General features: G+C 35.5%; 24 protein-coding genes and 1 pseudogene. 16 read left to right on the top strand and 9 right to left on the bottom strand.

Translation table 11 applies throughout. The features are described 5' to 3' along the window. Positions 1-319: 319 nt before the first annotated feature. The 7 genes and pseudogenes from NHG98_RS04190 to NHG98_RS04160 all read left to right on the top strand — a co-directional run bounded on the left by NHG98_RS04190 (position 320) and on the right by NHG98_RS04160 (position 3743). Positions 320-1584, top strand: a pseudogene (locus NHG98_RS04190) (IS4 family transposase). A 164-nt stretch (positions 1585-1748) separates the two neighbouring features. Beyond that, positions 1749-1958 (top strand): hypothetical protein, encoded by a 210-nt coding sequence (locus tag NHG98_RS04185; RefSeq protein ID WP_259245311.1) that lies wholly within the window; start codon positions 1749-1751, stop codon positions 1956-1958. Beyond that, on the top strand, positions 1933-2607 hold the full coding sequence (radC, locus tag NHG98_RS04180) for a RadC family protein (RefSeq protein ID WP_096617632.1): 675 nt from the start codon (positions 1933-1935) through the stop codon (positions 2605-2607). Before NHG98_RS04185 ends, radC begins: the two co-directional genes overlap by 26 nt. A 53-nt stretch (positions 2608-2660) precedes the next feature. Then, on the top strand, positions 2661-2792 hold the full coding sequence (locus NHG98_RS04175; RefSeq protein ID WP_259245310.1) for a hypothetical protein: 132 nt from the start codon (positions 2661-2663) through the stop codon (positions 2790-2792). 164 nt (positions 2793-2956) lie between these two features. Beyond that, on the top strand, positions 2957-3247 hold the full coding sequence (locus NHG98_RS04170; RefSeq protein WP_096617630.1) for a GIY-YIG nuclease family protein: 291 nt from the start codon (positions 2957-2959) through the stop codon (positions 3245-3247). Between the two features lie 267 nt (positions 3248-3514). Then, positions 3515-3649 (top strand): hypothetical protein, encoded by a 135-nt coding sequence (locus NHG98_RS04165; protein ID WP_259245309.1) that lies wholly within the window; start codon positions 3515-3517, stop codon positions 3647-3649. Further along, positions 3606-3743 carry a hypothetical protein gene (locus NHG98_RS04160; protein WP_259245308.1) on the top strand — a complete coding sequence of 46 codons (138 nt, stop codon included), beginning with the start codon at positions 3606-3608 and terminating at the stop codon, positions 3741-3743. Before NHG98_RS04165 ends, NHG98_RS04160 begins: the two co-directional genes overlap by 44 nt. A gap of 39 nt (positions 3744-3782) precedes the next feature. Here NHG98_RS04160 and NHG98_RS04155 read toward each other — a convergent pair whose 3' ends face one another. Beyond that, positions 3783-7256, bottom strand: coding sequence for a UvrD-helicase domain-containing protein (locus tag NHG98_RS04155; RefSeq protein WP_259245584.1), 3474 nt, complete (start codon positions 7254-7256; stop codon positions 3783-3785). Positions 7257-7337: 81 nt separating this feature from the next. Here NHG98_RS04155 and NHG98_RS04150 point away from each other — a divergent pair, with 81 nt between their 5' ends. From NHG98_RS04150 to pstB, 8 genes are all read left to right on the top strand, one after another. After that, positions 7338-8204 carry a 4-(cytidine 5'-diphospho)-2-C-methyl-D-erythritol kinase gene (locus NHG98_RS04150; protein ID WP_096618001.1) on the top strand — a complete coding sequence of 289 codons (867 nt, stop codon included), beginning with the start codon at positions 7338-7340 and terminating at the stop codon, positions 8202-8204. Between the two features lie 4 nt (positions 8205-8208). Next, positions 8209-8565 carry an Mth938-like domain-containing protein gene (locus NHG98_RS04145; RefSeq protein ID WP_096618003.1) on the top strand — a complete coding sequence of 119 codons (357 nt, stop codon included), beginning with the start codon at positions 8209-8211 and terminating at the stop codon, positions 8563-8565. Between the two features lies 1 nt (position 8566). Further along, the gene (locus tag NHG98_RS04140; RefSeq protein ID WP_096618005.1) at positions 8567-9367 is read left to right on the top strand and encodes a metal ABC transporter permease; all 801 of its coding nucleotides are present in this window, start codon (positions 8567-8569) and stop codon (positions 9365-9367) included. A gap of 131 nt (positions 9368-9498) precedes the next feature. After that, positions 9499-9687, top strand: coding sequence for a hypothetical protein (locus NHG98_RS04135; protein WP_096618007.1), 189 nt, complete (start codon positions 9499-9501; stop codon positions 9685-9687). A 5-nt stretch (positions 9688-9692) separates the two neighbouring features. Further along, entirely contained in the window at positions 9693-10709 is a 1017-nt protein-coding gene (gene holA, locus NHG98_RS04130; RefSeq protein WP_096618009.1) for a DNA polymerase III subunit delta, read from the top strand. Positions 10710-10955: 246 nt separating this feature from the next. Further along, positions 10956-11897 (top strand): Rpn family recombination-promoting nuclease/putative transposase, encoded by a 942-nt coding sequence (locus NHG98_RS04125; RefSeq protein ID WP_259245307.1) that lies wholly within the window; start codon positions 10956-10958, stop codon positions 11895-11897. Positions 11898-12315: 418 nt separating this feature from the next. Beyond that, positions 12316-13101, top strand: coding sequence for a 4-hydroxy-tetrahydrodipicolinate reductase (gene dapB, locus NHG98_RS04120; protein ID WP_096617712.1), 786 nt, complete (start codon positions 12316-12318; stop codon positions 13099-13101). Then, complete coding sequence (gene pstB, locus NHG98_RS04115; protein ID WP_096617710.1) at positions 13098-13856, top strand: phosphate ABC transporter ATP-binding protein PstB; 759 nt, start codon at positions 13098-13100, stop codon at positions 13854-13856. Before dapB ends, pstB begins: the two co-directional genes overlap by 4 nt. Positions 13857-13899: 43 nt before the next feature. Here the strand turns inward: pstB and NHG98_RS04110 are convergent, their stop codons facing one another. The 4 genes from NHG98_RS04110 to NHG98_RS04095 all read right to left on the bottom strand — a co-directional run bounded on the left by NHG98_RS04110 (position 13900) and on the right by NHG98_RS04095 (position 18908). Then, positions 13900-15330, bottom strand: coding sequence for a hypothetical protein (locus NHG98_RS04110; protein ID WP_259245306.1), 1431 nt, complete (start codon positions 15328-15330; stop codon positions 13900-13902). 211 nt (positions 15331-15541) lie between these two features. Next, positions 15542-16873, bottom strand: coding sequence for a DNA recombination protein RmuC (locus tag NHG98_RS04105; protein WP_096617708.1), 1332 nt, complete (start codon positions 16871-16873; stop codon positions 15542-15544). A gap of 99 nt (positions 16874-16972) precedes the next feature. Beyond that, complete coding sequence (locus NHG98_RS04100; RefSeq protein WP_096617706.1) at positions 16973-17479, bottom strand: hypothetical protein; 507 nt, start codon at positions 17477-17479, stop codon at positions 16973-16975. Positions 17480-17708: 229 nt separating this feature from the next. Then, positions 17709-18908 carry a phage major capsid protein gene (locus tag NHG98_RS04095; protein WP_096617704.1) on the bottom strand — a complete coding sequence of 400 codons (1200 nt, stop codon included), beginning with the start codon at positions 18906-18908 and terminating at the stop codon, positions 17709-17711. Between the two features lie 48 nt (positions 18909-18956). Here NHG98_RS04095 and NHG98_RS04090 point away from each other — a divergent pair, with 48 nt between their 5' ends. Then, a complete protein-coding gene (locus NHG98_RS04090) occupies positions 18957-19193 on the top strand; it encodes a hypothetical protein (protein ID WP_096617702.1) in 237 nt (78 codons plus the stop codon). Positions 19194-19809: 616 nt separating this feature from the next. On the opposite strand, the gene pyrF is transcribed toward NHG98_RS04090, so the two are convergent. The 4 genes from pyrF to NHG98_RS04070 all read right to left on the bottom strand — a co-directional run bounded on the left by pyrF (position 19810) and on the right by NHG98_RS04070 (position 23459). Continuing rightward, positions 19810-20478 carry an orotidine-5'-phosphate decarboxylase gene (gene pyrF, locus NHG98_RS04085; protein WP_096617700.1) on the bottom strand — a complete coding sequence of 223 codons (669 nt, stop codon included), beginning with the start codon at positions 20476-20478 and terminating at the stop codon, positions 19810-19812. A gap of 44 nt (positions 20479-20522) precedes the next feature. Beyond that, complete coding sequence (locus NHG98_RS04080; RefSeq protein ID WP_259245305.1) at positions 20523-21056, bottom strand: hypothetical protein; 534 nt, start codon at positions 21054-21056, stop codon at positions 20523-20525. Between the two features lie 53 nt (positions 21057-21109). Further along, positions 21110-21880 carry a hypothetical protein gene (locus NHG98_RS04075; protein WP_259245304.1) on the bottom strand — a complete coding sequence of 257 codons (771 nt, stop codon included), beginning with the start codon at positions 21878-21880 and terminating at the stop codon, positions 21110-21112. A 169-nt stretch (positions 21881-22049) separates the two neighbouring features. After that, entirely contained in the window at positions 22050-23459 is a 1410-nt protein-coding gene (locus tag NHG98_RS04070; RefSeq protein ID WP_259245303.1) for a coiled-coil domain-containing protein, read from the bottom strand. Positions 23460-23483 lie beyond the last annotated feature (24 nt).

Here is a 23483-nt window from a genome sequence, read left to right as displayed (position 1 = left end):
ATCGCGCTTAAACTAAGCGTCAGCACATTATTACAGCGCCACTTACAGTAATATAGAGTCAAAACTCGCACCACGGGGCTTCTTTTGCCTTTTTTTTCGTTTGGTAAATTTCTTAATGTTTGTAGCTAAACGACAACCGTCATCTCGCTACGTGTTAGCGGCTAAGAGATACCGCGAATGAACCGCGGTATGACGAGGGAGAACAGTCAATGGCGTCAACTTAAGGGATGTTAAGGAGTAAAATACTACAAGAAACAGCACTTTTGTTTCTATTTTATTTCAACAAAAAAGTTTAAAATGTGTCCTTTTTAGAGGATGCATGCAGAAAGGAAAAAATCTTATCTTACAAATTAAAAATATAATATACTCGAAAACTTTTCAGAAACTCCACTGTATTGGAAAAAATAGTTTCACACGAACAAGAAAACTTCCTTTTACGACAGTATTTTCTATGATTTTAAAGTTAATTAAGAAAAGTTTAGGAATAGAATGTGAGCTTATGGATCCATTGACTTGTAAAGTTCCACCCTCAAAGCAAGCTTTTTCTAAAGCAAGATATAAGATTTGTCATACAGGTTTTAAAGAATTATTAGAGCTAAGCATCCAAACAGCCTATCAAGATGAGCCTGAGTATGGAACTTGGAGAGGCTATAGGCTTATTGCAGCAGATGGTTCTGGTATTCGATTACCGAGCTCTGAAGAAATTGTATCCGAGTTTGGCCGTTTTAAACCAAATGGAACAACAGGTATAATGCCACCATTAGCAAGGGTTTCTTTGTTTGTTGATTTATGTACTTCGCTGATTTGCAGTGCTCGCCTTGCGGCTTGGAATGTGGGTGAGCAAACATTAGCAGAAGAACAATTACCTGAAGTCGTTACTCAAATGCGTTCATTAAATCAAGATAGATTATTATTTATCTACGACCGTGGCTATCCTTCACTAAAATTCATTCAGCAGCATTATGAATTGAAAGTAGACTTTATTTTTCGCTTGCAAAAAAGAAATTATAGCAAGCTATGGAAACGAATTTCATCTGATGAATTAGATTTTGATTTTATACTAGAAAATAAAAAGCTAGAAAATAAAATGAAAGGACAAAAAGTCAGGGTTATAGTACTTACATTAGCCAATGGAGAAACAGAAGTGCTGATTACCTCACTTTTTGACCGAGACTTTGGAAGATATCAGCAAAGCTTATGTATTAAGGTGGCACATAGAGGAAACGACTCAAAATAGGTGCAGAATTAGAGAATTTTTCTGGAGTAAATTTAGAGGCTGTATTACAAGAATTTTGGGCGAACTTAGTTATGTGCAATATATTGTCGCTTCATATGTGTGATGCACAAGGGCCTTGGAACCCAGATCAAATCGCTGAATATCGTTTAAATTTTTCAGTTTTATTTGGTGTAATGAGACAGAAACTCTATCAAGTGCTGGTCGGAAATTGTTCGCCAAAAGATTTTCAAGCTCTTTTTGATAGAGCAAGTATACGTGCTAAAGTTAAGATCCGACCAGGAAGATTGTATAGCCGCAATAAAGTAGATAAGCCTAAACGCCATCATGTCTTTAGGAGAGTTTGCTGATGGAGGCTCTTAAGTTGACGCCATTGGGAGAACAGTTGCCACTTGTTAGCGCCGCGGTGGTATGATAATAAGCTCGTCATCCCGCAGCGGGATCTCTTGTTAGCGCCGCGGCGGTATGACGGTTCACGGTGGTATGACGGTTAAGCAATTCGTCATCCCGCTGCTTGTTAGCGGGATCTGTTGAGATACCGCGGCGGTATGACGTAGAGCTCGCGTTAGCTACTTTCATGACACTATTTGCTGTCTTTAAAAATGAATGTTCTTACAATTGTACGTCATGCGCTTTATTAAATATTTTACTTAAAAATCTAATTTCTTATTATACAAGAGATAAGCAATTCATTAATGATGAAAAATTACAAAAAGGGGCATAGAAAGCGCCTAAGAGAGAAAATTATTTTAGATAATGGACAATCATTACTTGATTATGAAGTTTTAGAGCACATTTTATATTCAGCATACAGTAGAATTGATGTGAAACCGATAGCAAAGAGTTTGATAGAAAATTTTGGCAGTTTGAATAAAGTTTTTAATGCTGACCTGGAAGCGCTGCAAAACGTTGATGGTGTCAGCAATACAGCAATATCTGCCATCTTTTGTGTGAAACAAGCCTTTGTTCGTTCTGCAAGAGAAGAAATAAAAGACCTGCCTATAATCGATAACTGGGAAAAATTGCTTGATTATTTAAGAATAAGTATAGGAAGCCTCAATAAGGAAAATTTTCGCGTCATCTACATGAATAAAAAGTATCGTCTAATAGCGGAAGACCTGCAAAATATTGGTACAGTAGATCAAACTCCTCTTTATGTCAGAGAGATCATCAAGCGCGCACTTTTGATTGGTTCAACATCCATTGTAATATCTCACAATCATCCAAGCGGAGATACACAACCTTCAAATAGCGATATATCTCTCACTAGGCAACTAGCAGAAGCTTGCCAAAGTATAGGAATAGAATTAATAGACCACATTATTATTACATTCAGTAGCTATTTTAGTTTCAAGGAAAATAGGTTGTTGTGAAAGCCTTTATAACTACAGTAACTTAGATTTACCGACAATCGTCATTCCGCTACGTGTTAGCGGCTAAGAGATACCGTGACGGGATGACAGTTCGCGGCGGCATGACGATAAGCTTGTCATCCCGCTACTTGTTAGCGTGGTCTGCTGAGATACCGCGAATGAATCGCGGTATGACGGTTAAGTAAGGGATCTATGCTAAGAGATACTGCGGCGGCATGACGATAAGCTCGTCATCCCGCTACGTGTTAGCGGGATCTATCTGCGGCGGGATGACGGTAAGTTTTATTGTGGCACGATGGTGTAGTATAATGTTGGTAAATCTAAGTTACTTTAGCTATAAACGATTAAGATGAAGTTATCATATATCTATATACTTACAAATAAAGCTAATAGCACATTATATATTGGTGTAACTGCAAATTTGATCAAGAGGATTTGGGAACACAAAAACAAAATTGTTTCAGGTTTCACATCAAGATATAATGTAAATAAACTTGTATATTTTGAAGAGTTTGAAGATATAAGTTTAGATATTGCAAGAGAAAGGTGCCTGAAAGAATGGCCAAGGCAATGGAAGATTAATTTGATCAATCAAAAGAATCCTAGCTGGGTTGACTTATATTACTTAGCTTTAAGATAGCTATGCTGAGATCCCGCTGCGGGATGACGAAAAAGGAGCAGCAGGATAACGGTTGAGTAATTCGTCATTCCGCTACGTGTTAGTGGCTGAGATACCGCGGCGGTATGACGGTCTGCGGCGGTATGACGGTTAAGCAATTCGTCATCCCGCTACTTGTTAGCGGGATCTATGTATGACGTAGGACTGCTGTCATTCCGCTACGTGTTAGTGGCTGAGATACCGTGACGGGATGACGTAGGGGTTGCCGAGAACTTGTCATTCCAGTGCTTGACACTGGAATCTAGTTTCCTTTACAAATTCACCAAAAGTGCTTCATTCTATAACGCAAAACCCATACTCACCAAACTCAATGTATTACTTGCAATTAAGTTTTCTGGATCCCAGTGCCACGCACTGGGATGACAAGAAAGAGGGCACTGGAATAATAGGAGAAGAAGGCACTGGAATGACGAATTTGTCGTTTCTTAAATTGGTTGCTAAACCAGAATTACTTTAGCTATAGATTCTTTTACCGCACTCTTGCAATCAAGTTTCGTTAAAAGTCAGATTGAATGGTTAAATCTTCCACCCAAATAACCACACACTCTACTTGCTTGTTTGGATATATTTCTTGTACTAAGGTTTTATAGGTCAGCATTTGCTTTTTTATTTCATTTAATAAGGAAACAGAAACGTTACGGTGTGATTTGTAGTCAATTATGATTGCTTTATCTTGCGTTATGCATAGCCTATCTAGTCGTACTAATACTGGTTCGCCATCGATTATTCCACTCAGTGTAATCTCTGATTTGCCTCCTAAGTCAAACAAATAGCCATATTTTTCATTAAAGGCCAATATTTTACTGTAAATTTCATCCTTATCTTCACTGGTGTTTATATTGTCAAGATATTTTCTGACCCAATTTTTTCTCCTTTCTTTTTCTATCTTGGGCATATATTGTAATATGCTGTGGATTATTAAGCCTCTTGTATAACCATCTGTCATCCAAGTAGCTGATGCTGATTTTCCTTCTTTTTTACTGGATCCCAGTGTCAAGCACTGGGATGACAGGGGAGGACGCTGGGATGACAAGGAAGGATGTTGGAATGACGAAAGAGAGTGCTGGAATGAAACCGGAGAGCGAGTAGCTGATGCTGGTTCTCCTTCTTTTTTACTGGATTCCAGTGTCAAGCACTGGAACGACATTGATAGGTTTGGCGGAAGCGAAATCACTGGAACGTCAAAATAATCACGTTTTTTATAAATGTAAGGGTAGTTTGCGTTCACACATAGTACTTCAACTTTTTCTTTAAATATTGGCTGTAAGTATGTTTGTTTCTTTTCATATGGTTCTCCATACTGAGTGATTAGATCATACCAAGAGCCCTTTTGCACTGGCTCTTTACTTAAGATGTATAACTCATCTTCAGCACGTGTGAGTGCTACGTATAATAAACGCAAATATTCATTATAATCCTCCAGTTTTTTCTCTCTTTTTACTTGATCGCAATAAGCGTTGTTGTTTTTTCCACACCAAAATGGCACTTCTGTTCCATCAAAGATAATGCTTTCACTGTTTCTTGGCACTGTGTTTGTATCAACCAAAAATACTATGGGAGCTTGCAGACCTTTTGATTTGTGAATTGTCATTATTCGCACAGCATTGCGTTCTGATTGCATATCATTCTTAATCTCCGGATTATTCTCCTTGATCCATTGAACAAATGCTTGAAGAGATGGATTTTCAAATTGCAACACAAGGTTCATAAATTCGTCTAGAACCTCGAAGCACTCAAGACCTAGCCTTGCAGCAAATTTCTTCTTACCTGTACGCAATATATGTGTAAATAGTGTAAGAGGAGATTCTATGCGAGATAAGTTAATGAGATAGTTTAATTCACTATAGATAACCTTATGATAATCTTGAAGTTTTTCCCATAACAACTGTTCTTTGCGGTCGTATGCAATATTGAATAAATCATCCTCGGTAAAATTGAATAACGGTGATTTTAAAGCATTTGCAAGAGCTAGATTATTTGCCTGGAGGAGTAAAAATTCGGCCAAAGCTATTAAGTCCTGCACGGCTATATAGTCCATAATTCTAAAATAATCTCGGCCTACAACTGGCACGCTTGCTTTTTTAAGTTCGCTTATTATGTAATCAACTAACACGTTTCGTTGCCGTACCAGAATCACAATGTCCCTTGGTTCTATATGGCGATCTTTAGCAACTAAAATTCGCCCTTCATTTAACCAGTTGTGAATTTTGTGGGCTATTGCCTGAGCAAGTAATCGATCTGCTATTGTATAACCTTCCTTGCATGTCAGAGGAATTTGTAAAGCTCGCTGTTCTTTCTCTTTACACTTTGGTAACGCTGGCCAAATTTCAATATATCCTTGATCATTTTCTCTATGTGGAACATGTTTTATTTCATTATCAACAAAAGATATTTCTGCGCGGAAGTTGTTAAATATTCTATCTACAAGCATCAAAACTTCTGGAGTTGAACGAAATGACTTTTCAAGTTGGCATGATACCCAATCTCTGCCACCAGTTTTCGTATGAAAGTATTGTTGCATGTAGTTGAATAGATGGGGATTTGCTCCTTGAAATCTGTATATGGATTGTTTTACGTCACCAACTACAAATAAGGTTCGCTTTTCATCATTACCGGCAAAAAATTCATCGCAGAGATTTGTTATAATTTTCCACTGGCTGATGCTATTGTCTTGTGCCTCGTCAACAAGGATGTGATCTATTTTTTGATCCAAGTTAAACAATATCCAATCTTTGTAGTTTGGATTGCTGAGAAGATTTGTTGCTAAGCCAATTATATCATTGTAGTCAAGCAGTGCGTTTTTTGATTTTTCGCTACTGTATAGATCAACATATACTTTAAATATACCAAGTAAGCTACTGGTTCTCTTGAATATTTGATAAGAGTTCATGTCTTTTATATGAGTAAATACTACATTCTGAACGCTCTCTATTATTTGCTCTGCATCTCTAAATTTTTCCAAAGTACTTTTTGTTGCAATGGATGATATGCTCTTTTTTTCGTGCGATTCTGATTTGAGAAATACCTTGGCTAAATCTTCTATTCTGGTGTCTTTCTGTTCCATTCCGGTGTCATCCGAGTAGCTGACACTGGGATCTACTAGGCCTGGTGTCATGAAAGTAGCTGACACTGGAATCCACATATTTTCTTTCTGGATCCCAGCTGGGATGACAGTAGAATAAAGTATTTCACTATAACTCTGATCTCTTTTACTGCCTTCACTTAATATCTCGGCTAATCTTTTTATGTGCTCAGTCGTTTCACTCTGTAAGTCATGAATTTCATCTGGGGCGCTCAATTTATCTTTGATATATTTCGAATCATTTGCTGATATCGATCTTTTTATACATAAAGTATAAAGCAAATCGCGTAATTTATTTTCATCAATTTCAGTTGCAATAAGGTTGATATCATCCTGCACAGTTTCGTTATAAAGCACTTTATTGAATATGATGGAATGTAATTCTTTACATTCACTCAGCGTACAATTTGGGGCGATGCCAGCTTCTATGGGAAATCTGGAAATTAATTTGTAACAGAAAGCGTGTATGGTTTGTATGGTTAGACCAAGATTTTCCAGTTCAGAGAAAAGCCTTCTTGCTCTTGTTAAATAATCTTTATTTTCTCTGGATCCCAGTGTCACGCGTGACAAGTAGGGGTGCTGGGATCCCAGTGTTGTGCTACTTGGATGACAAAAAAGGGAACTCTGGGATGGTATCGGAAAGAAATCTAATTGTTCTAAATCTGCAACCAATACACTCTCTGAACATATTGCCCACCTACTAAGTGTACTGTGAATGCGGTTCTCCATCTCATTTGCTGCAGCATTGGTGAACGTTAAGCAGAGAATATTTCTTTTGTTTTCTAATAAAAGTCTCAATACTCTGTCTATTAAGATCTTTGTTTTGCCTGTACCAGCGGACGCATTTACCCATACAGAGAAATTAGGATTTATGGCATTTTTTCTCATCAGAAGTGCAAAAACCTTATAGACGTTGACTAAAATAGCATTATACATATAATGTAAAAATAGTCTTAGTGAAGATATATAATGAAAAGTTTTTGTGTAAAGGCGCCTGCAAAAATCAATCTTTTTTTGCATGTTGTAAATAAGAAGGAAACAGAATATCACTTGATTGAAGGTTTATTTGTCTTTGCTAATCTTTCTAATTTTTTGGAAATAAAAGTAGGTGAGAAGTATTCTAGATACGATAACTCTACAGTTGAATTTATAAACTCCGAGTCTAGAATAAATAACCAGTATAACACTGTAACGAAAGCGGTTAATCTGCTGCTTAGACATGCTCCAGTGCGTACTAAAGTTTCTATTAGAGTTGTAAAGAACATACCAATTGCTGCAGGACTCGGTAGCGGATCCTCAGATGCTGGAGCTGTGGTACGTACGCTAGGGAAGCTGTGGAAGATTGATAGGACGATTTTAAATGAAATAGCCTTAAACGTTGGTGCTGATGTTCCCGCAAGTGTAGATAGCAAGCCTGTTTTTGTTAGAGGTATTGGCGAAGAATTGTGCTATGTCCAAAAATTTTCCTTACCTACGAATGTGGTGCTTGTGAAACCGAAAAAAAGATTTTTGAGTACATCAGAGGTATTTTCCAAGCATGAAGGAGAATTTTCTGAGCCAATTAAATGGAGCAATGACGCTGAAAAGGATTTGTTGAAGCTTCTTAAAGAGACAAGAAACGATCTTCAAGAAATAGCAATAAGCCTTGTACCTGAAATTAAGGATGTGATGTCAACACTTGAGTCACAAGAAGGCTCTATACTTTCCCGCATGTCAGGCAGTGGTGTAGCATGCTTTGGAATATTCGATAGTGAGGAAAATGCGAAAGCTGCGACAGTGAATATCAAAGAGAAACAACCAGGATGGTGGGTATGCAACACTCAATTAATAGTTTAACTTTATGCCCTTAATTTCCGAGAATAAAAATCTTATAAATGGTTACAGGAAAGGAAAATTTTTGGTGAATAATAGAGAATATTGCGGCTCAATTATAGTTTTTCCTGAAGAGGTGATTAAATTGAAAGAAAGTGATATAAATAGCAAGGAACATTTTAAATCTTTTTTGACAGAGGAAATAGAAATTTTGATAATAGGTACTGGTAAAACACGCAATATACTAAGTTCTTCAGTGAAGTCCTATCTTATGAAACAAAAAAGTTTAAATTTTGAATTTATGACAACCGGTGCAGCATGCAGAACCCATAACGTTTTAATATCCGAAGATAGATTTGTTGTCAGTTGTCTAATAGCCATATAGCATGCTTACCCAGGACTTTTTCATCAACAGTCTAGTTGCAGTAGTCGTAATTAGCCTAGTAACAGGCGCTTTAGGATCGTTTATGATATGGCAAAGGTTATCTTATCTTGGTGATAGTTTGTCCCATTCTTCGTTGCTTGGTGTTGCACTTGCTTTAATCTTTAAGATTAGCCCATCGCTTAGCATAATGCTCATTGCAATTACATTTGCTATACTACTTTCTCTTAATTTTAACAGATTATATTCTGCTGATACGATATTGAACATTGTTACCAATGTAGTTTTATCATCGAGTTTAATACTTATGTCTTTTCTTCCATCAGGCAATAACAGTATTATTAGCTCACTGTTTGGTGATATATTAATGCTCGATCAAAGTGATATAATATTGATTTTTTTAATCTCTGTAATAGTTACTTTGACATTAATATTTAGATGGCGTTATTGGTTAATGATTTCAATTAATCAAGATTTAGCAGTAGTTGAGAAGATTAATGTCAATTTTGTTAGACTAGAATTTTTAATCACTCTTGCTATATTTATAGCAATTGCTGCCCAATTAATAGGGATATTACTCATTGCTGCATTTTTGCTAATACCAGCAGCATCTGCAAGGCTCATTTCGAAAACTCCGATGCAGATGATTATTGTTGCAACAGTTTTTTCTGTGATTTCTGGGATATCAGGTCTGATGTTATCTGCAAGTTTTGATTTGTTAACTGGTCCTGCAATTATACTTGTTGCAGCTGTATATTTAATTATCGCTTATTTTATAAGGCTAATATTAAGTAGGTTGGCTTAATTTTAGTCTCGAATGTTAATAATTTTGTAATATACTCATTATAAAATATCACTATCTTAGCACAAAATAGTTTTTGCTATACTATTATTTATATGCTAATGATAAGTTGTTAATTTTATGGAGTAAGCAATATGAGCGAAGAAGGATTTTTTTCCAAATATATATCTCAACCTGTGAAAAAATTTTATAATTATATCACAGGAAAAACAGAAGAGTCGGATAATGTGCAGAGTACGGCAGATGATGTGCACAATATTGCGCAAGAAAACTCAGAGTCTTTGGATACTCATGTACAATCAAATGAGAATGACATCATATAGGTGGCATGAGGGTTACACCATTCAAAGTTAAAAAATTCCTAGAGAAACCTGACGCTTTAAGTGGTGTGTTAATTCATGGAAGTGATAACAGTAGGGTTGGTTTTTATGTACAAGAAATAATTGCCAGTTTGGGTGAGTATTCAGTTCAGGTGATGGATTTTGCAATAGTAAATAAGTCACCCGGTTTACTGTTTTCTGAATTAGCAAACGTTTCGATGTTTACCAGCAAAAAATTAATTAAGCTGATAAATGTGAGTGGAGGTATATCCAAAGAGTTAAAAAACGTATTGGATTATAACGCAAGTGGTCACTATGTAATGATGGTAGCAAGTGATCTTCCATATAATTCTGTGACTAAAAGTTATATGGAGAGTTCAAAAATTTTTGGTGTGATTGCTTGCTATAAGGACAGCAACAGCAATCTTTATGACATTATATCAAGTTACTTAAAACAAAATGATATAAAATGCACAAATGAGATAATCTACCATTTGCAATCTTACTTTAATCATAGCAAGCTGCCTATATGCTCAGAACTTGAGAAGTTAGTTTTGTACTTAGGGGAGAGAAAAGACCTAAAACTTACTGATATAGAATTATGCTTTTCAACTTCCGGCAACGACTATGCTACACTTGATGATCTATGCTCTGCCATAGCAAGTAAAGATATGTCGCGCTTAATTAGAATTTCTGATGCATTGATATCGCAAGAAAATTTTTCACCGATAGCGCTAATTCGCATTATATCAAATTATTTCCTACGCCTTGAAAACGTTTTGCTGTCAGTGCAAGGTGGAATGAGTGAACAGGCTGCGATTGATCAGCTAAGCCCTCCATTGTTTTTTAAACAATTGCAGAGCTTTAAATCTCATTTGAAAAGTTTGCAACTTTCAGAACTTAAAAAGATTTTGGAAGAATTGATAAGTTTAGAAGTTACCTGTAAAAAAACTGATTTAGATCATAAAATGATTTTTCAGCAGGTGATTTGTCATATTACAAATAAAATTACTTGCTATAGCTAACAAAGATAAGGTGTAACCAGACTGCATTCTGTGATTTTTAGCAAAGCACGATCTTTCATTTGAGCTTTCTTCAATTTAAAGTAAATACAGAAAATTGCTACCTATAGCTAAACTGACTTACGACAATTTGAAAAACCGTCATTCCGCTACGTGTTAGCGCCACGGCTGCATAGCTATCTTCAAAAATATGGTTGAATAATTGTTAATAATAGTGTATAATTATTAATATTTTTAAGCATTTTTGCCATGGCTCTTTCAAAATTTCTCGATCCTCGCAATGATTTGTGTTTCAAAAAAATCTTTGGAACGGAAAAAAATAAGAATATCCTTATTCACTTTTTGAACGATATTTTAGGGTTTACTGAGATAAATGCAATACAAGAAGTTGAGTTTCTTAGCACTATTATGGATCCCGAAGTTGCCTCTGATAAACAAAGTATTGTTGATGTTCTCTGCAAGGATTCTCACGGAAATAGATATATAGCAGAAATGCAGCTCGCTAGAGACAAGGGCTTCGAAAAACGCGCTCAATTATATGCCGCTAAAGCCTATTCAAGACAATTAGATAAATCTGGCAACTACATTGATTTAAAGAAAGTCTTCTTTATTGCTATATCAAATTGTAACTTACTTCCTGAAGAAGTTGATTATATTTCTACTCACAATATACGTGATATAAAAACTAACGGCCATTACTTAAAAGATTTTCAGTTTGTCTTTATTGAGTTGCCTAAATTCGCAAAAAATAAAGTAGAGCAGTTAGAAAGTATAGTAGAAAGGTGGTGTTTCTTTTTTAAATACGCAGAAGAAACAACAGAAGAGGACTTAAAAGAGATAGCAGAAAAAGCGCCAATAATAAAGCTAGCATATGATGAATTAGACAAGTTTCGTTGGAACGAAAAAGATTTAGTAGCCTATGAAGAAAGGATAATGGATCTACGCAAAGAAGAAGCTATTCTTGAATACAGACTTGATCTTGCTGAAGAGAAAGGTATACAAAAAGGTATAGAGAAAGGAAAAATTGAAGGGAAAATTGAAGGGAAGATTGAAGGGAAAATTGAAGGGAAGATTGAAGGGAAAATTGAAGTCGCAAAAGCAATGCTTGCTAATAATGTTGATGTCAACACTATTGTCAAGTTTACAGGCCTTTCTATTAGTGAGATCGAAGAATTAAGCGGAAATCTGTGAAAGGTTACACTTGGAAAACCTTTGTGGCATAATTTAAGTTGGCAGCGTAGTCTACGATTACCGCATAATTTACTATATAGATATTCCAGAACATACAGACTTCAATTGAACACAGAAAAGATTCTTATCAAAGTTAATTACCCTTATTGTCAATAACTATTAGCTACAGACCAGTTCTTGTTAAGTTACAGTAAAGAAATGAGTCATATATAGCTAAACTGACTTACGACAATTTGAAAAATAGTCATTCCGCTACGTGTTAGCGGCTAAGAGATACCGCGGCGGTATGACGGTTCGCGGCGGCATCCTCGTCATTCCACTACTAGTTAGCATCGCAGCGGTATGACGTGTTAGCTATAGAATATAGATCAGAAGTGACAAAGCCTAAAAAAAGGCCTAATATAACACAAAAAGCTTTATGAAAATCAGAGTTGGAGTAATAGGCTGTTTAGGCAGAATGGGCAAAAAAATACTCAATGAATTAATTACAAATGCAGAAGTGGAAATAGCAGGTGCTGTTGCCCGTCCAGGCGGTAAGTACATAGGCTTAGATATTGGACCAATTATAGCCAATCTAGGAATTAAGGTTACAAGTTCTATCAGCGATGTATTTGAGTCATCTGACGTTGTAATAGATTTTACAACTAAAGAATGTATGTTAGACTGCCTTAAAGCAGCTGTAAAATTTAAAACACCGCTGGTTAGTGGCACAACTGGAATAGAAGGTGTCGATTTAAAAGAGTATGCTGCTGAAGTTCCAATATTATGGTCAGCAAATATGAGTGTTGGGGTTAATGTGTTGCTGAAATTGGTAAAAAAAGCTGCTGAGCTTTTAGGTAATGAATATGACGTTGAGATTTGGGAAATGCATCATAACTTAAAAAAGGATTCACCATCTGGGACAGCTATAGAACTTGGCAAAACAATTGCTAACGCTTCAAAAGTGGATTTTCAGTCTAATCAATATTTACATAGTGGTTTAAACATAAGAAAAAAGGGGGGAATAGGTTTTGCAGTATCTCGTGGAGGTGGAGTAATAGGAGATCACAGCGTGATGTTTGTTAATTCTGATGAACGGATAGAACTAAACCACAAAGCAATTGATCGCACAACATTTGCTAGAGGAGCTGTTCAAGCAGCAGTATGGCTATATGAAAATAAAAGAGAAATTCCGGGGCTCTATTCAATGCAGAATGTGATATGAGCAATACACGTGCTTCTGTTAAATATTTAAATCTCTGGTATGGCTCTAAGCAAGTTTTATTCGATATAAATTTGAATATTTATAAAAGAAAAGTTACTACTTTTATCGGACCATCCGGGTGCGGTAAATCAACATTTTTGCGTTGTTTTAATCGTATGAATGACTATGTACCTGGATGCAAAACTGTTGGTGAATTAGATATCGATGGGCTGGGTGATATATATTCACGCGATATGGATGTTGTGCTACTCAGAGCAAAAGTTGGCGTGGTATTTCAAAAGCCAAATCCTTTTCCAAAATCAATATATGACAATGTTGCTTATGGGCCAAAACTGCATGGTATGGTGAAGGATAAGCAAAAATTGAATGAGATGGTGGAAAATAGTTTAACTAAAGTTGGCTTATGGGAAGAATTAAAAGACAGATTGCAAGATAGTGCACTCGATTTATCCGGTGGCCAACAACAGAGGCTATGCATCGCTCGCGCAATTGCAGTGAAGCCAACTATTTTATTAATGGATGAACCGTGCTCCGCTCTTGATCCAATGGCAACCAATGCAATCGAAAATCTTATACAAGAGCTGAAATTAAGGTTTACTATAATTATGGTAACTCATTCAATGAAGCAAGCTAAAAAGTTATCTGATAGTGTAATTTTCTTTCATAATGGCAGAATTGTTGAGTCTGGAAGCACTCAGGAAATATTCGAAGATGCTCAATCTCCCTTAACAAAGGAGTATATCCTGGATCATTAAATTTTTGTCATCAAAGTAGCTTGACTAGCTTTGTTTATCTGTTTTAACGCTCCACTAAACGGATACCCAATTGTTCAACACTGTCTATTTCAATTTGTAAAGTGTCCTTTATAAACTTATCAGCCTGGTCTGTACTCATAAAAACTGTATGTTTATTGGGCATTAATTTTTCTATAGTGGCTCTATCTTTTTCGTCATATGTATATTTAAGAAGCTCATCAATTTCTTTGTCCTTCAGATGAGATGTGCAATTATAGCTATGCTTTTTGAGATCCAGAAATTTAGCAAAGCTATTACAATCGTTCTCATGGTGAAAGGTTACATTTATACCTACTATTTCGTCCGTTTCTTGCAACTTTCCATCTTTAGCTATCTGTGCCTTAGCAAGCGCAACTGTAGGTTTATGGCCATAATTTGCTCCAATAGTCCTTCTTATTGAGTGTTCTATTGCCATTTTTTGCACTTTGGGATTTTCATCGAACTCTTTCAAAAAATTAAGGTGTAAGTTAATATATCTAGAGTATTTCAACCTGTGTTTTTTATGTATAGTTGGTTTGCAGGGCAGTTCATTTGTAGGTGATTTATAGCTTGCAAGAAGCAACTTTTGTTCATACTGTTCATTGCATTCTTTTACCCCTTTAAAATGTCTTTCATATTTAGTCAATCCATCTTTTCCTTTTTTCTCCATCCTTTGCAAAAATTTCTCTACTGGCTCTTGTTTGGCTAGATTAATTTTGCGTATAAACGGAATTTGTTTTTGCAAGCTAACCCAATATGGTAAGCAGACAACTTTTGCATCTTTCGAAAATAGACCTTCTAACTTTTTCACTGCATTGTATAAATTTGCTGATTCTGGTTTATAATGCCCACTATTATTGTCTATATAAGTTATTTTACCATTTACCACTTTTATTAAACCAGAACATAAAACTGGCCTACCACCTGCAAGAGTTGAATGACGATAAGCCCATTCGCTTTTATTAACATTAATATGTTCATGAGTGACTAGCTTTCCATCAAGCGTGATCACATAAGCTACACAACCTTTTTCTCCCTTACTAATTTTATCAGTTGTATCATATAATTTGCCTTTAAAGCCTTTTAACTTATTACCTTCTATTTCTGGCATTAAGTCTATGTATAATTTTCCTTTATAAGTAATTTTAGTATGTTCTATTTGATCATCTGGAGTAAAATACTTAACCTTTGTATTAATTCCAGGGATCTTTCTTTCTTTAACTCCAACTTCTGGAAATAAATTATAGCGTAGAAAAAAATATTTAAATTTACTTTCTATCCAGTGTAAAATTCTGTTTATAATATCGAAAACTTTTTTGTTACCTAAATCAATAGAGAGTTGCTGTTCTTTTGGTACTGTTTTATGATTGGACTTCGTACCAGATTTGCCAAATTCTTTGGCAGCATATTTAAACTTTTCTAGTAAATATTCCTTACGCTCTTTTGATACTAACATTTTTACCTCACCAACTATTATTTTATTTTATATTATTTTAGATAAAAAGTCAAATTTTTCCTTAATATGTTAATAAAAGAAAAAGCGGCAGCAAGCAGATAAGCTATATATAAATATTAAAAAAACGTGAATCTTGCTTGTGTTAATCACAAATGCTAAAGCTAGATCTAAAACGCCTATGGTCTGGCTCTTGAATGGTTATGTAAGAAGTCTAATCTACTTTCAATTCCCCAGTATGTAAATTGCGTGGTAAAGATTCTAATTCCTTTGCAGTACTTAAACTTTTATTTTTTGCATGTATACCAAGCTTATTGAATTCTCGGGCAGCAGGAAACACCCTTGCTTCAAGCGAACCAGCAGTTTTATTATAATGATCAACAGCGCTTTTTAAGCTCCTGCGCAAATTATCAAAGTTTTCACCCATTGTGCAAATGCGCTCATATAAAATATGACCTAGTTCACTGATTTTCTTTGCATTTTCAGCTATCATCTCTTGCTTCCACCCATACGCTATTGCTCTCAGCAACGCAATTAGAGTGATCGGTGTTGCAATGATCACTTTTTTTTCCACTCCAATCTCTATCAAAGCAGGCTCATATTCCAGTGCTGCACTAAAAACCCCCTCCCCTGTTAAGAAAAGCACCACAAGTTCTGGCGTATTTTCAAATTGATTCCAATACTCTTTTTTACCCAAGTCATTTATGTGTTTTTTTATTGCCAGGGAATGATTCTTTAATTTCTCCTTTTGTATTTGCAAATCATTTTGTGATATAGCATCCATATAGGAATCCAGTGGCACTTTAGCATCTATTATTATTTGCTTTCCAGATGGCATTTTAATTATTAAATCAGGACGCAATAAATTATCCTCATTTTTATCAATCACTGAGGCTTGAGTAAAAAAATCGCAATATTCAATCATTCCCGCCATTTCTACCACTCTCTTTAACTGCATTTCACCCCATTTTCCTCTAATGTGGGGCTTTCTCAAGGCATTAGCAAGGCTGGAAGTTTGGTTCATCAACGCTCCAATTTGCTCCTTTAAACCTTCATAGGCCCCTACCCTCTCTTTTTCTAGCTCACGTATTTCATTATCGAATTTTTCTAATTTTTCTTTTATTGGAGTTACAACTTCGTTAATCGTTGCTTGTCTTTTTTTAAAATCGCTTTCCGTTTCTTTTAATTTACTATCGATTACTTCCTTCGCTAAGTTCAGAAAATTATTGTTATTTGTCTGCAAAGCATCAAGAGAGAGCGCTTTAAAAGTGTTTGTTAATCTCTCCTCTGCTTTTGTTAGTAACTCTATTTCCTTTTTCTTTTCCTCACGTTCTTTTTGCAGAGTTACTTCAAGTTCTGCTCTTTTGACCCTTAAATCAACTATTTCTTCATTCTTCGTAAGCAAACTTTGTTTTGTCTCTTGAAGTTCTTGCTCTAATTTACATAAATTACCCTCAAGGTTTGCTTTCTTTTCGCTCAGTTTTTTTACGATAATGTAGAAAAATAGTAATAGAGAGACAACCAGAGCTATAGAATTGAAAAGCATCAGAATAAAAGAACTGTGTTTACAATTCTATATGATTTTTGTATGTATAAGAAAGAAAAAAAGAGCACCTAAAAAAGTGCTCTTTTTTTGGAAGTTTGTTTATCTTGTTTTATCATTACCAGCAGCTTGCACGTCAGACGCACTTAATGATGTTGCAGGCTTTTTTCCTTCTACACCGTCAATTTTTGATTGCTCATCTGATTTTTTACCAAAATTAGATAATAATCCATCAATATCGTCTCCACGTCCACTTGTTTTTGGTGATCCTGAATTATCTTCCTTATTTTCTTCTGGAAATTCACCGAATCCAATCTCTACGAAACTCGAGCTACCAGAGTTTGATGTGCTATTATTTACAGACGCTCCAGGTTGAGAATTAACTTCATCATCTAGAGTTTTTGGTGTTGTAGTACCTTTTGATTGTGTTTGAGCAGGTTCCTGTCTCTCATTGCCTGAAGACTTCTCTTGCTGTGATCTATTTTGTTGAGTAGCATTTGCTTTACCACCAAACAACCACTTCCAACCTGATGAAATTTTTCTTGCAATCCATGAAATTCCTGTGTGATCAGCAATCCACTTAAAAAACTTTTTTATTTTTTCCCACATATTTTACCCCTATAATTAATAATAAATTAACTCGATTATTACATATAAAGTCTAACCTGTCAACTGTGGAGAGAAAACATATGGTATAAAAAGAAGTAAAATGGTTCTATAGCTAAACTGCCTTACGGCAATTTGAAAAACCGTCATTCCGCTACTAGTTAGCGGAATCTATCCGCGGCGGTATGACGTGTTGCTTTGGTCAGCTATAAAGATGATGCTGTGGAAGTTTTTAGTACTTGCTCGCAACTTTCAACAATTTAATAGCACTGGTGTTTACAACCTCTCCGCCGACACGCTTAGTGACAAAGAACCTCACATAAGGTTTATTCGTATAAGGGTCTCGTAATATTCTCATTCCTCTGTTATCTACAATCTTATAAGCTTGTTTGAAATCTGCCATCGCAATTACCGGTAGCTGATTGTTTGGCACCGGTGGCATATCGGCAGATTGATATACTGGTATTCCCATTAAGGTATCTGGAGCTTCAAGCGACAAACTTGGTTGCCAGAGATATTGACCTGTTTGAGCTTTTAGCAGCCTAATGTCCTTCAATGTACTCCTGTTCATCAAAAATGACGCATTTCTAGAGTAATACTCATTTAGAGAATAGTACAATATCATTATTGAATCGCTATCTAATTTTTCAGTTTTAACTTGCTCTATTTTATTATAACTGTTTCCATTTTCATAAGTTAAAATCCCTTTAGGTTGAAAAGTGCCCTCACCTTTAATGAAGGCTTCGCTTTCTTCCTTACTAAAAGTCTCGGCAATCTTTTCTACCAGCCAACTCTCAACATCAACAAACGCATCATCGAGTAACTTTTGTGATATCTGTGGTTGAGCATATAACTCGTAAGTCGTGATAGAAATCTTTTGGATTTTAGGCGTGTCCGTATCTTTTGCAAAATCATACTTAGATTTATTGCCACCGTTCTCATCATCTACTGTTTCACTGCTCCAACCTGCACCGGCACGATCAAAATCTTCTATAATGTAATCCAATGTTTCAGTAGAGATTCTTTGATTGGAGCATATTTGTCGCATTGGGGACGAATCAGTTACGCGCTTATTTATGCGTTTTACAATATGCGGAGTAACTAGATACCCTCCAATATCATTATCATCTCCACTGAGGGTTTTGTGTGATAAACCGCTTTCCATTCCCTTGCGGATATAATCAGAAAAATATTTATCACTTGTGCTAAAATCTGTATTTACTTCTGGACGTTGAGCTGCAGTTTCGATCAAGTCTAAACGCTCTTTGCAACTATCAATGGCATTATTTACCTTGCATAGCTGCTCAATCGTTGCAGAATCAGCACGCCCTTTGCTCTCAATTTCTTTTAATTTGCGATCATTTATTAATTTAAATTGCTCCCATGATGAAGCGAGTTCATTAATACGGTGAGCGATATCGGTAAGTGACATAATAGCCTCCTTTGAAAATGAAATAAAAATGGAAATAAGGTAATAGGAATGGCATCCATAGATGTTTCCCACAGTTGTACGAATATTGCAATATGTTACATAGTAAACGATGTCATTCCAGTGCTCCCTTTCTTGTCATCCCAGTGCTTGACACTGGGATCTAGGAAAATTGATTGTAAACGAGCAAACATTTTCGGTAAAATTACCAAAAAGCTGGATCCCAGTGTCAAGCACTGGGATGACAAGAAGAGGGTACTTGGACAAGAAGCATTGCCCTCCTGGTAGGCCCAAATTACAATGTTCGTACAGCTATGGATGTTTCCCACAGTATTGCAATTTGAGAGCAACCTCTACCAGTAGGCAGCGCGTGACGCTGGAACCTAGGAATTTTGCTTATAACTGAGCTGATGAGCTAAGGCGGTTGTCTTACGCTAAAACAAATGTTTTTAATTAAGTTGCATAGAAGCTGGATCCAAGTAGTCAGGGCACTGGGATGACAGCTACCCTGACAACCTTCATCCCGCAGCGGGATCTCTTGTTAGCGGATGAGATACCGCGAATGAATCGCGGTATGACGGTTAAGTAGGGTGTCATTCCAGTCTGGAATCTAGTCTTTATTATGCAGCCACTTATTTAAAGTTAAGTTTTCTGAATCCAAGTAGTCTGGGCACTGCCCACTGGTGGCTCAAACTACAATGTTCGTACAGTTATGTACTTGACACTGAAATGGCATCATTTTTTATCTGTTGAAAATGTAAACCGGAAAATAGCGTGGCACTTTGTACCACGCTTAGTACTGTAAGCTTAATTCAGTAATTAAATTAAGCGAGGCAAAATAAAAGATAATAACACTATATAACGTTCGTTTTTTTGTGTCAAGCATTTTTTTTATCTGCTTCGATTAGATAAGAGATTTTAATATTAATTCTGCACTACTTGCAGTTTTTGTAATGGGTCTGCCAATGACGATATAATCGGCTCCTGAATTTATTGCTTCTCTTGGTGTTGCTGTTCTTTTTTGGTCGTCATGACCTGGATCTATACGAATTCCTGGAGTAATAATTTTAAAGTCTTCACCGCATTCTTGGCGCACTTCTTGAGCTTCCAATGCAGAACAGACTATTCCATGGAGTCCAATCTTTTTTGCAAACTTTGCAAGCAAAATTACCTGTGATTTTACCTCTCTTGCTACTCCAAGCTCGTTTAAATCCTCATTGCTCATACTAGTTAGCACTGTCACTCCAATCAGCTTTATTTTTGTGCCTTGCACCACACTTAGCGCTTCTTCAAGCATTTTTGTTCCACCGCTGATGTGCAGAGTTAACATTTCAATGCTCAGAACTTTTATTACTTCAACTGTTTTAGCTACAGTGTTTGGAATGTCATGTAATTTCAGATCTAAAAAAATTGGTACATTGCATTTTGCAACTTCTTGCACTCCAGAGAAACCATGAGCAGCAAAAAATTCTAACCCCAGCTTTACCATGCCAACTTTATCACGCAGAATATTAGCTAGAGAAATAGCCTTATTTAAGTCTTGTGTATCCAGTGCGCATATTATTGGGTTCATTATCTTGCATGATTTATTTTATAATAAGACTAATTGTTGTATTGTCAAGTTCTTGCACTCTGATTGGATTGACTGTATTCATTACATACTTCCTTTAATAGAGATGAAGGTTTGATCGGAGTGGATGAGCGACTGTTATATCCAGAATCTTCCTCGGATCCATATTCACGATCTCCTGCATATAAAGAAACAGATGTTTCGTCTGGTAATGATGCATATTCAGAATCTTTTACAAGTTCTGGCAAGTGTTGTACGGCTGTTTCTTTTAGCTCTTCTAACAAAGATTTTATTACTTGAATCTCACCAGACACTTTTTTTAATACTACTTCTATATTATTATCTCTACTTCTTTTTATTGGTCTTTCTATCTCGCATGCTATATGTTGTATAGCCCGTTGTATAAGACTCACTACTTCCTTCAAACCTTTTTGAAGTTGTTCTATTTGAGAGGATTTTTCTGAAAGTAGATTTTTTAACCCTTTTATCTTATTATTGTAATCCTTTGTTATCTCATCTAACTCAGAAGATTGATTTTCAATTAAACCATTTGTTTTATCTAACTCTTTAAATCTCTTCATTAATTCTTGAGATAAGTTTTTATTTTTCTGATTAACTTCTTCGATTTTACGCTCTAGGTTATCTTTTTCCTCATGTAGTATATCCCTTTCTTCACAAAGTTCGTCTTCTTTTTTACGTAATATATTTTTTCTTTATAAAGTTTATTTTCTTTCTTATATAACTTCCTCATTTCTTTACGTAATTCTTCTACTTCCCCATTCAATTTTTTATTTTCTAATTCTTTGCATTGATTATTGTCTATTTTCCCTTTCAATTCTGTTATACGTTCTTCTTTTTCTTGTAACTGTTCACGTAAACGCAAGATTTTAAGATGTAATTCTTCTTCTCGTGCAACAAGCTTATCTATTTCCTCTTTTGTTTTGCCCAATTCATTGTCTATTTCAAACGTACGATTCTTTGCTGTTTCTAATCTTTTCTCTAAAGATTCTTTTTCTTTAAGAAGAGATTCTCTCTCAACTTCTGACTCATTTACTTTCTGATCCAATTTTTTTGCTCTCTTGTCTAAATTTTGCTTTTCTTGAGTTAATTCATGTTTTAATTTTTCCACTTCTTTGTTTGCAGCTTCTTTTTCCAGAGTTATTTTATTTTCTAACTCTTGCTCTTTCTGAGCGAATTTAATTCTCTCAACCTTTATTTTTTTATTATTACTAATTATTTTATACGAAAGTGCAAGCACCAAAACAGATAATGCAGCTAAAGCAAGAATTAGAGGAAGAGGCACATTAGAAGTTACAGTAAGCGCTAAAGATGTAAGTAACGTAAGAGTAGCTAAGGAATTAGCTACAAAATAAAATGTGTTAGCTTTGTTAAACAAATTGCTCATTACTCCCCTCCCCCCCACGTTCAGCAGTCTTGTATATATTTATTAAAATTCTCTTATCTGTGGAGGGATTATAGTGCTGCACCTACAACAAACTTCCCATTTTCAGTCTGCTAGCTAAAAATGGCTAAGGTCTTATGTATCGAGTGTACAACTGTACTCAAAATGTGCGTTAGCTACTGGTCGAGGTAAAGCATCCACTGGAATATCCAGAATCACATGAAGCGTCACTCAGCTTTGTATATGGCGATCTTGTTGGAGTGGATATATAAGGTGGTTCTGGTTTCGAGAATTGTTCATTAGCAAACGTATTTTCACCTGTTCCTTTAAATTCTGATGAATGTTCACTGCTTATATCTAGTTGATTACTTATACCTAACTTTTCATATATAGGTTGCATAAATTTATCAACTGCTTCTTGTATATGGTCTGTATCTTGCACGTATTGTTGTTCTTCTAAACCAGAAAGTCCTTGCTCTACTCTTTCTTTCACTACACTGAGTACAGAGATTTCTTTGTCCTTTAAACGTTCTTCCGCTTGTTTTTTGAATTTATCCATATCTGTCTTGTGATCACCCTCATCTCTTATTGATTCATTAACAAGTTCTTCATTGTTTACTTTTAAAGATGATAATTCATTTTCCAGCTCCTTAATTTTAGATAAGTACTCTTTCCCCTTTGTACACAATTTATCAACTTCACTTTCAAGATGAATGCACCTTTGACGTTCATCACTAATTTCACCTTCTAATTTTTCCTTTTCCCTGTTTAATTGGGATAACTTCCTCTTTAATTCCTTTATGTCGTCTTCTGAATTCTCATGTTGTTTTTCCGATTTTAAAGTTTTTAATCGTTTTACTTCTTCTACTTTTTTTCTTGATATAGCTAATTGAGTCTTCAGAGAAGAAGCTTCCCTACTTTTACATTCTAATTCCAAGTTTAATTTATCTTCATATTCCGATCTTAAGCGTAACTCATCTTCATATTCTGATTTTAAGCGTAACTTATTCTCTTCACTTTCTGATTTGCATTGACACAATTCCTCCATTAAAGAATCTACTCTTTCATTCAATTTTGTATTTTCATCGCGTAACTCTTGGTATTCACGGGAAAGAATTTCCTCCCTATGCTTTAACTGACCTTTTACTTTCGCTTTTAATTCTACAACTTCTTTTTCTAAACCCTGCTTTTCTTGAGTTAATTCATTTAGTTGATTATTCAATTCTTCCACTTCTTTGCTTGCAGCTTCTTTTCCTAGAGTGATTTCGTTTTCTAACTCTTGTACCTTACTCTCTAATTGTTGTTTTACGCTTTCTAACTCTTGCTCTTTTTCAGCAAATTTATTTCTCTCAACCTCTATTTTCTTATTATTACCAATCATCTTGCATGAAAGTGCGAGTATCAAAGTAGATAGTATAGATAAACTCAAGGCAACAGGAAGAGCTACATTAAAGGCTGCAATTGGAGATAAGAATGCAACATAAGGAGCAACAGCAAGTGTCCCAGACGCAAGTAACATAAGAGCAGCAAGAACAACAACTATAAGATACGGCGCATTATTTTTATCATATAGATTTCCCACTATCGTTCCCTCATAAGTAAAGCT

It is taken from the genome of Wolbachia endosymbiont of Aedes albopictus (genome assembly GCF_024804185.1).
Lineage (GTDB): Bacteria > Pseudomonadota > Alphaproteobacteria > Rickettsiales > Anaplasmataceae > Wolbachia > Wolbachia pipientis_B.
This window is presented reverse-complemented; position numbering and strand designations above follow the sequence as displayed.

What these genes read in the sequence shown, in the direction of transcription:
- NHG98_RS04170 (WP_096617630.1), top strand. Translation starts at nt 2,957, where the DNA reads ATGAAGTTATCATATATCTATATACTTACAAATAAAGCTAATAGCACA.
- NHG98_RS04155 (WP_259245584.1), bottom strand. Translation starts at nt 7,256, where the DNA reads ATGAGAAAAAATGCCATAAATCCTAATTTCTCTGTATGGGTAAATGCG.
- NHG98_RS04135 (WP_096618007.1), top strand. Translation starts at nt 9,499, where the DNA reads ATGAGCGAAGAAGGATTTTTTTCCAAATATATATCTCAACCTGTGAAA.
- NHG98_RS04090 (WP_096617702.1), top strand. Translation starts at nt 18,957, where the DNA reads ATGGCATCCATAGATGTTTCCCACAGTTGTACGAATATTGCAATATGT.
- NHG98_RS04105 (WP_096617708.1), bottom strand. Translation starts at nt 16,873, where the DNA reads ATGCTTTTCAATTCTATAGCTCTGGTTGTCTCTCTATTACTATTTTTC.
- dapB (WP_096617712.1), top strand. Translation starts at nt 12,316, where the DNA reads ATGAAAATCAGAGTTGGAGTAATAGGCTGTTTAGGCAGAATGGGCAAA.
- NHG98_RS04125 (WP_259245307.1), top strand. Translation starts at nt 10,956, where the DNA reads ATGGCTCTTTCAAAATTTCTCGATCCTCGCAATGATTTGTGTTTCAAA.
- NHG98_RS04100 (WP_096617706.1), bottom strand. Translation starts at nt 17,479, where the DNA reads ATGTGGGAAAAAATAAAAAAGTTTTTTAAGTGGATTGCTGATCACACA.
- NHG98_RS04140 (WP_096618005.1), top strand. Translation starts at nt 8,567, where the DNA reads ATGCTTACCCAGGACTTTTTCATCAACAGTCTAGTTGCAGTAGTCGTA.
- NHG98_RS04095 (WP_096617704.1), bottom strand. Translation starts at nt 18,908, where the DNA reads ATGTCACTTACCGATATCGCTCACCGTATTAATGAACTCGCTTCATCA.
- pstB (WP_096617710.1), top strand. Translation starts at nt 13,098, where the DNA reads ATGAGCAATACACGTGCTTCTGTTAAATATTTAAATCTCTGGTATGGC.
- NHG98_RS04110 (WP_259245306.1), bottom strand. Translation starts at nt 15,330, where the DNA reads ATGTTAGTATCAAAAGAGCGTAAGGAATATTTACTAGAAAAGTTTAAA.
- holA (WP_096618009.1), top strand. Translation starts at nt 9,693, where the DNA reads ATGAGGGTTACACCATTCAAAGTTAAAAAATTCCTAGAGAAACCTGAC.
- NHG98_RS04075 (WP_259245304.1), bottom strand. Translation starts at nt 21,880, where the DNA reads ATGAGCAATTTGTTTAACAAAGCTAACACATTTTATTTTGTAGCTAAT.
- NHG98_RS04145 (WP_096618003.1), top strand. Translation starts at nt 8,209, where the DNA reads ATGCCCTTAATTTCCGAGAATAAAAATCTTATAAATGGTTACAGGAAA.
- radC (WP_096617632.1), top strand. Translation starts at nt 1,933, where the DNA reads ATGAAAAATTACAAAAAGGGGCATAGAAAGCGCCTAAGAGAGAAAATT.
- NHG98_RS04150 (WP_096618001.1), top strand. Translation starts at nt 7,338, where the DNA reads ATGAAAAGTTTTTGTGTAAAGGCGCCTGCAAAAATCAATCTTTTTTTG.
- pyrF (WP_096617700.1), bottom strand. Translation starts at nt 20,478, where the DNA reads ATGAACCCAATAATATGCGCACTGGATACACAAGACTTAAATAAGGCT.
- NHG98_RS04080 (WP_259245305.1), bottom strand. Translation starts at nt 21,056, where the DNA reads ATGAAGAGATTTAAAGAGTTAGATAAAACAAATGGTTTAATTGAAAAT.